The organism is Streptomyces sp. SID11385 (assembly GCF_010548245.1).
Lineage (GTDB): Bacteria > Actinomycetota > Actinomycetes > Streptomycetales > Streptomycetaceae > Streptomyces.
Genome location: NZ_JAAGLR010001128.1, coordinates 1 through 6,574 on the forward strand (window position 1 = coordinate 1; position 6,574 = coordinate 6,574).

Consider the following 6,574-nt stretch of genomic DNA (forward strand, 5'->3'; position numbering starts at 1 on the left):
GTGATGATCACCGCGATGAACACGCTGCACAGCCGTGTCCCGCCGCAGCGCCTCACGGAGGCGATGACGTGGGCGGTGACGGCGATCCTCGCGGGCTCGTCGGCGGGCGCGACGGTCGCGGGCCACCTGGCGGACGGGGCCTGCCCGTGGCTGGGCTACACGCTCCCGCCGGTGGCGGCGGCGGGAGCGTGGGCGGCGATACGGGGCGGGACGCGCGGACAGCGGCCCCCGGCGCTCCCGGCGCTCCCGGCGCCGACCGGGCGCGGAGCCACCGTGGGGCCTGTGGAGAACCCCTCCGGGAGGTGAGTGAGCACTCACCCACCTGAGGATTCGTGGAGATATCACCCGAAATGCCCGATCATGCCTCTCGCTCGAAAGAGTGAGAGGTTTTTCGGGTTCGCGGAAGTTATCCACAGATTGGGCGGGATGGGCGGGGGTGGGGGTGAACTTGCGGAAGGATGGTAATTGGGGTCGCCCCCCAGGGCGGGAGGGGGCTGCCCTCGCCCCCGGATGCCCCCTGTCGCCCCCCAGGGCGGGAGGCGGCTGCCCTCGCCCCCGCACACCCCCTCGCCCCAGCCCCCTGGGCGAAGACGGCCTCCCCACCCCACCCCACCGCCCCCTCACCCCACCGCCATCAACCTCTTCGGCCCCCGCGACGTCGTCCCCAGCCGCCACTCCACTCCCCCGTCGGCCACTCCCCCGTCGGCCACTCCCCCGTCGGCCACTCCCCCGTCGGCCACGCCACCGCTCCCCCCGTCGCCGGAAACGAGGCGCAGGTCGGGGAGGCGGGTCGCGAGGCGGTTCAGGGCGGTGCGGAGTTCTAGGCGGGCAAGCCAGGCGCCCATGCAGTAGTGCGGACCGCCGCCGAAGGCGAGGGTGGGGGCGGGGAGTTCGCTGAAGAGGTCCTCCCTCTCGGCGGGCGGGAAGACCTCGGGGTCGCGGTTCGCCGCGACGATGTCGGCCACGACGATCGCTCCCGTTGGGATACGGACGCCGCCGAGTTCGGTGTCGGCGACGCAGCGGCGCAGGCTGCCGGGGTCCTCGCCGAGGGGGACGAAGTGGAGAAGGCGGTCGGCGGCGAGCCCCGCAGCACCGACGGCCGTCAGGCGCGGCCAGGCGTCGCGCCGTTCGCCGAGCAGGTAGAGGAGCACGTTGCCGAGCATCGTCATGGTGCTGTCGTGCCCGCCCACCACCATCCCGCAGACCAAGCGCACGAGTTGGGACTCCGGGATGCCGCCCTCGGCGTCGGCGGCCTGCACGATGCCGCTCACCAGGTCGTCCCCGGGCTCCTTGCGCCGCAGCGCGAGGAGTTCACCGCCGAAGCTCGTGAAGTCGGCCAGTCCGGAGGCGACTTCGGCCGCCGAGTGCGAGCCGTCCGTGAAGGCGAGGTCGCTCCAGTACCCGATCTTCTCCCACGCGTCCCCGTCGAGGCCGAGGAGCCGGGTGATGACGGTGACGGGGAGCGGCCGGGCGAGCCCGGAGACGAGGTCGAAGGGGCCCTCGTGCCGGACGAGCCCGTCGAGCAGTTCCTCGACCGTCGCGGTGATCCACGGCTCCCAGTGGGCCACCGCGCGCGGTGTGAAGGCCCGTCCCACCGTGCGGCGCAGCCGCAGGTGCTCGGGGCCGTCCTGGTTGAAGAGGAGTTCGGGGTCGTCGACGATGCCGCCCTCGCTCGGGCGGTCCCCGTGCTCCTCGTCGTAGAGCGCGGCCCGCGTGAAGCTTCCTCCGCCGAGGACTTCGCGCACGTCGGCGTATCTGCTCACGCGCCACGCGGCGGTGCCGTCGGGCAGGACGAAGGGGTGCGGGGCCGTGCAGGGCGCGCTGGGGACGCGGTGCATCGGGGGCAGGGGGGTGGGGAGGGTACTGGTCACGGCGGACCTTCCGGGGAGGGGGAGCGGGCGGGGTGCGGGAGCGGGCGGGCCCCCGGGCGGCCCCCGCTCCCCGCCGGTCCCGCCGCTCACACCTTCACCAGCACCTTCCCCCGGTTCGCCTCGCGCGCCCCGTACAGGCTCCCGTACGCCTCGGGGATCGCGTCGAAGCCCTCGTACACCGTCTGGTCGCTCACGACCTCGGCGCGCCGGATGCTCCCGCCCAACTGCTCATGCAGGGACTGCCAGTTGGCGTCGGTGAACCACTCGATGGAGAAGATGCCGCGGATCGTGGTGCGGGGGAACATGATGTACGGGAAGAGGCGGGGGCCGATCGCCTCGCCGCCCACCTGCGTCGCCCACTGCCAGCACACCGCGACGCGGCTGTCGACGTTGAGCATCGAGAAGACGGCGTCCGTGACGGCCCCGCCGAGGTTGTCGAAGTAGCGGTCGACGCCGTCGGGCGCGGCGGTCTCCAGGGCCGCGCGGACCGATTCGGTGCTGTCGCCGTGGCGGTAGAGGATGACCTCGTCGAAGCCGAGGCCGCGCAGGTAGTCGCGTTTCGCGGGGCTCGACGTGGTGCCGACGACGCGGGCGCCCGCGCACCGCGCGAGCTGCCCGGCGAGGGCGCCGACCGCGCCGGAGGCGCCGCTGATGACGAGGGTCTGGCCGGGGCGCACGTCGAGGAACTTGCTCAGCGTGCCCCACGCGGTCATCCCGGGGCCGCCCATCGCGCCGAGCGCCGTCGAGAGCGGCAGCCCGTCGTCGTACCACTCGGGCCGCAGCCGCCGGTACGCGGGGAAGACCATCGGGAAGGTTCCCGTGGCCCACAGCTCGGGCTTCCCGTCGCTCACCAGGTGGGTGCGCCAGCCCCCGTACCCCTGGAGCAACTCCCCTTCGCGGAAAGGCGCTTCGGGTCCGGCCTCCAGCACCTCCATGATGGTGTCGGCGCCCATGTGCGCGCCGATCGGGGTGTCGAGCGTGATGCCCTGGAGGTAGGGGTCCACGGAGACGTACCGCGTGCGCAGGAGCATCTGGTGCGGGGCGAGGTCGGTGTCCAGGTCCTCCTCCACGCGCTCGTAGACGCGCGAGACGTCCGGGGTGCCCTTGATGTGCTCGCGGACGATCCACTTGCTGGTCTTCACCGGGATTCCTCCTTCTGCGGTACGCGTACGGATACGGCGCCGTCGTCCGCGGGCCCCGCGGCCGGCCCGGGCACCCTCGGCCCCACCGGGATGACCCGGTGGGTCGGCAGCGGTCCGTGCGTGTCCACGGACGCCGTGAATTCCTTGTCGTCGTCGCGGCAGACGAACTGCATGACGTGCCGCCCGGCCGCCGCCGCGCGGATGAGCCCGCCGGTCGTGGCCCAGACCCCCGACTGGTAGAAGTTCGTCAGCCCGGGGACCCCGGGCCCGTACTTCTTGATCAGCTCCTCCAGCGTCTCGCCGCTCTCCACGAAGGGCTGCCAGCCGAGCACGGTCCCGTCGAAGTTGCCCGTGTAGCGGACCTGCGTGAGCGGCGTCGACACGTCCCGCACGGCGATGGCGTCGCTCAGCCCGGGGAAGCGCTCCTCCAGGAACTCCACGAGGGTGTCGCGCACTTGGTGCTTCGCGGCGTAGTAGCCGCGGCCGTGCTTGACCGGCAGCGTGTGCAGCTCCTCGCCGGCCTTGCGCCGGGTGCGCTGCTCGGGGCCCTCGTCGAGCGCGCGCCACGGCGCGATGTCGCAGAAGTACGTGGCGTAGACGACGCTCGTGCCCGGCGGGGACAGCTCGGGGTAATGCCGGTTGCGGAACTGGACGTTGATGCTGGAGTGGCGGATGCCGGTGAGCTTCGCGGCCGTGTCGTCGTCGAGCAGGTACGTCGTGCAGGGGTCGGCCTCGGGGAACTCGCGCTTCAGGCCGAGGAAGAGCGTCACGTACCCGGGGAAGACCATGCCGGGTTTCTCGATCGTGTCGGTGTACAGGCGCTCGTACTCCTTGCCGAGATCGCGGCCCTTGAGCAGCGAGCGCATCGTGGTCGGGCCGTCGCACGCGGCGACGACGATGTCCGCGCGCACTTCGCTGCCGTCGCTCAGCCGCACCCCGACGGCCGAGTCCCCCTCGATCAGGACCTCTTCGACCTTCGTGTTGTACGAGACCTCCCCGCCGAGCCGCAGGTAGCGCTGCTCGATGGAGCGCGCGAGGCCGAGCGAGCCGCCCTCGGGGACGCCCGCGGAGAGGTTGGCGTGCGAGGCCATCTGGAAGTGGGTGGGCAGGACTGGGAAGTTGGGGTGGCGCTCGTACAGCACGTAGTTGAACGCCCGGCGCAGCAAGGGGTTCTGGAACTTCTGCGAGTAGTCGCGCATGAGGACCGAGATCGTCTTGCGGACCGCGTTGAAGTACGGCAGGAACCCGGCGAGCATCCGCATCCGCTCGACCCTGCCCATGAGCCCGACCGGTTTGAGGAAGGGGTAGACGGCGAGGGCCTTGCGGAAGGAGCGGAGGTTGTCGCAGAAGCCCTTGATGTGGCGGGCGTCGGCGGGCGAGATCTCGGTGAGGTGGGCCTGGAGGCGGTCGGGGTCCGAGTAGAAGTAGACCGCGCGCCCGTCCGTGTCGCGGACGACGTTGAACACGTCGAAGTGGCGGACCTCCTTGCCCTGGAGCGCGCCGAGTTCGAGCCAGATCTGGTGCATCTCGTTGCCGGGGCCGCTGCCGAGCAGCCAGCTGATGCAGGCGTCCAGGGTGTAGTCGCCGCGCTCCCAGGCGGTGCAGCAGCCGCCCGGGATCTCGTGCATCTCCAGGACGCGGGAGCGGTAGCCGTTGAGCTGCGCGTAGACGCCGGTGGAGAGGCCGCCGAGCCCCGCCCCGATGATCAGCATCGTCTCGCGGCGGTTCCTGGCCCGGGCGCGTTTGTGCTCCTCCTCGGCGAGCTGGGCCAGGTGGGCGGTGGGGCGGCTCGTCATGGGGCCTGCCCTTCCTCGTAGACGCTCGTCATCGGGCCCGTTCCTCGCGTTCGTTCCAGCGGTCCAGTTGGGGAAGGCTGCCGAGCTTCCCGGGGTGCCAGGGCTCGGCGTTGTCGCTCTCGAACGCCCGGAAGGGCAGTCCGAGTTCGTCGCACAGGTACTGGATGGCGAAGCGCCCGGTCGACGCGGCGCGGATGAGCCCGCCCATGCCGACCCACTGGCCCGCCATGGAGAAGCCGGCGAGCCCCGGCAGGCGCATCCGGTCCTTGCCGACGAGCTTCGCGGAGATGTCGTCGGCCTCCGAGAACGCCTTCCAGGCGAGGATCGAGCCCTTGTGGTTGCCGGTGTAGCGGCGCGTCGTGGCGGGCGAGGCGACGTCGACCAGCTCAATGCGCCCGGCCACCTCGGGCCACTTCCGCTCCAGGAACTCGCGGACGAAGGAGGCGACTTCGGCCTTGCGGGCGCGGTAGGCGCGGCGGTCCTTCGCACGGAGGTCCGCCCAGTAGCCGTAGTCGCTGAAGTACGTGCAGTGCACGACGGACTTGCCCTCGGGGGCGAAGCCGTCGGCGTAGCGGGAGCGGAGCTGTACGACGATGCTGGACTGGAGGCCGCCCGGGAGCCGTGCCGCGTCCTCCTCGTCGAGGAGGTACGTCGTGCTGTGCGCCTCGCCCTCGGGGAGGCCGCCCTCGACGCCGACGAAGGCCGACACGACGGCGGGGAACAACGTCCCTTCCTGGTCGAGCAGTTCCTCGTACAGCTTGTCGATCCGCTGGCCCGTGTACCGGCCGCCGAGCAGGCCCTTGATCGTGGTGTCCCCGTCGGCGGCGGAGATGACGTGCTCGGCGTAGAGCCGTTTCCCGCCGCGCAGTTCGACGCCGATCGCGCGATCGTCCTCGACGAGGACGCGTGCGACGCGGGCCCGGTAGCGGATCTCCCCGCCGAGCCGCGTGTACCGCTCCTCGACGGAGCGCGCGAGGCCGAGCGAACCGCCCTGCGGGAAGCCCGCGTTGCCGTGGTAGGCGCTCGCCATGTTGAAGAGGTACGGCAGGACGGGGAAGCCCTCGGGGTCCTGGAAGAAGATGTTGCGGAACGCGGTGCGCAGCAGGGGGTCCTGGAACTTGTCCGCGAAGGTGTGCATCGGCATCGCGGCGTTGCGCCAGAAGAGCCGGAAGACGGGCAGGACGGTGCGCAGGGTGCGCAGCCGCTCGCCCCAGCTCTTCAGCGCGGGCGCGGTGAGGAAGGGGTACAGCTCGACCTTGAGCAGGCGTCGCAGGTCGCGGCAGTACGCGCGGATGTGCGGGGCGTCCGCCGGGGACAGCTCCAGGAGGTGCGCTTCGAGGCGGTCGGGGTCGTTCCAGAAGACGACCTCGCGGCCGTCGCCGCCGACGACCTTGTTGAACAGCTCGAAGTTCGTCACCGACTTGCCGTCGAGCGCGCCGAGTTCGCGCCACACCTGGTGCGCCTCGTTGCCCTCGGCGGTGCCGATGAGCCATTCGATGCAGTAGTCGAAGACGTATCCCTCGCGCGACCACGCGGTGCAGCAGCCGCCGGGCAGGACGTGCTTCTCCAGGACGAGCGTCCGCAGCCCGCTCATCCGCCCGTACGAGCCCGCCGCGAGCCCCGCGAGCCCGGCCCCGATCACGAGGACGCGGGGCGGGGTCCCGGGCGTGCGCTCCCGGGACTCCCAGTCGGTGACGGGCGCCGCCCCGGTGACGGGCGCCGCGTCGGTCACGGGCGCCGCCCCGGTCACGGCCGCCGCGTCGGT

The 6,574-nt window shown here is 71.9% G+C and carries 4 protein-coding genes and 1 pseudogene; 1 reads left to right on the plus strand and 4 read right to left on the minus strand.

All coding sequences use genetic code 11. The annotated features are described in order from the left end of the window. Positions 1–306 (plus strand): annotated as a pseudogene (locus G3I42_RS34475) (MFS transporter permease); the annotation flags it as partial. A 314-nt stretch (positions 307–620) separates the two neighbouring features. On the opposite strand, the gene G3I42_RS34480 reads toward G3I42_RS34475, so the two are convergent. From G3I42_RS34480 to G3I42_RS34495, 4 genes are all read right to left on the minus strand, one after another. Next, positions 621–1,871 carry a cytochrome P450 gene (locus tag G3I42_RS34480; protein ID WP_164291595.1) on the minus strand — a complete coding sequence of 417 codons (1,251 nt, stop codon included), beginning with the start codon at positions 1,869–1,871 and terminating at the stop codon, positions 621–623. A gap of 86 nt (positions 1,872–1,957) precedes the next feature. Next, positions 1,958–3,013 (minus strand): NADP-dependent oxidoreductase, encoded by a 1,056-nt coding sequence (locus G3I42_RS34485; protein WP_164291596.1) that lies wholly within the window; start codon positions 3,011–3,013, stop codon positions 1,958–1,960. After that, a complete protein-coding gene (locus G3I42_RS34490; protein ID WP_164291598.1) occupies positions 3,010–4,725 on the minus strand; it encodes an NAD(P)/FAD-dependent oxidoreductase in 1,716 nt (571 codons plus the stop codon). The genes G3I42_RS34485 and G3I42_RS34490 overlap by 4 nt, the downstream gene beginning before the upstream one ends. Before the next feature lie 112 nt (positions 4,726–4,837). After that, positions 4,838–6,541, minus strand: a complete 1,704-nt coding sequence (locus G3I42_RS34495; RefSeq protein WP_164291597.1) for an NAD(P)/FAD-dependent oxidoreductase — start codon at positions 6,539–6,541, stop codon at positions 4,838–4,840. Between the last annotated feature and the right edge of the window lie 33 nt (positions 6,542–6,574).